At 60.5% G+C, this 266-nt stretch carries 1 protein-coding gene; it reads right to left on the bottom strand.

Translation table 11 applies throughout. From position 1 onward, the window contains the following. A partial coding sequence (locus AC1RPV_RS07940; protein WP_481764226.1) for a hypothetical protein occupies positions 1-266 on the bottom strand: 266 nt, incomplete at both ends.

The raw sequence follows: 266 nt of genomic DNA, 5'->3' as shown, positions 1-266 counted from the left end.
GAATTCGCACCAAGTAGGCTGCGGCTTCCCTGCTCTCGACAGACCCCTCGGGCAACAGCGTTTCTACCTGTGCCGAATACAGGCCGCGTTTCACTTTCTTTTGAATCGCGTTATAGACAGCAGGCATCAGCTTATCAACATGGGTCCGTGCCCGAGCCGCGAGAACCGCCCGCGCCTCTTCCTGTGCGGCCCGTGCCTCGGACGCGCTAATGGCCTCTGTCTGTACACGGCGCAGCTCGTACTTGCCGGAATGGTCAGAACCGCCC

It is taken from the genome of Dellaglioa sp. CoH-55-MRSF-9 (assembly GCF_056782155.1).
Note: the sequence above shows the minus strand (reverse complement) of the source record. Positions and strands in the feature narration are given on the sequence as shown.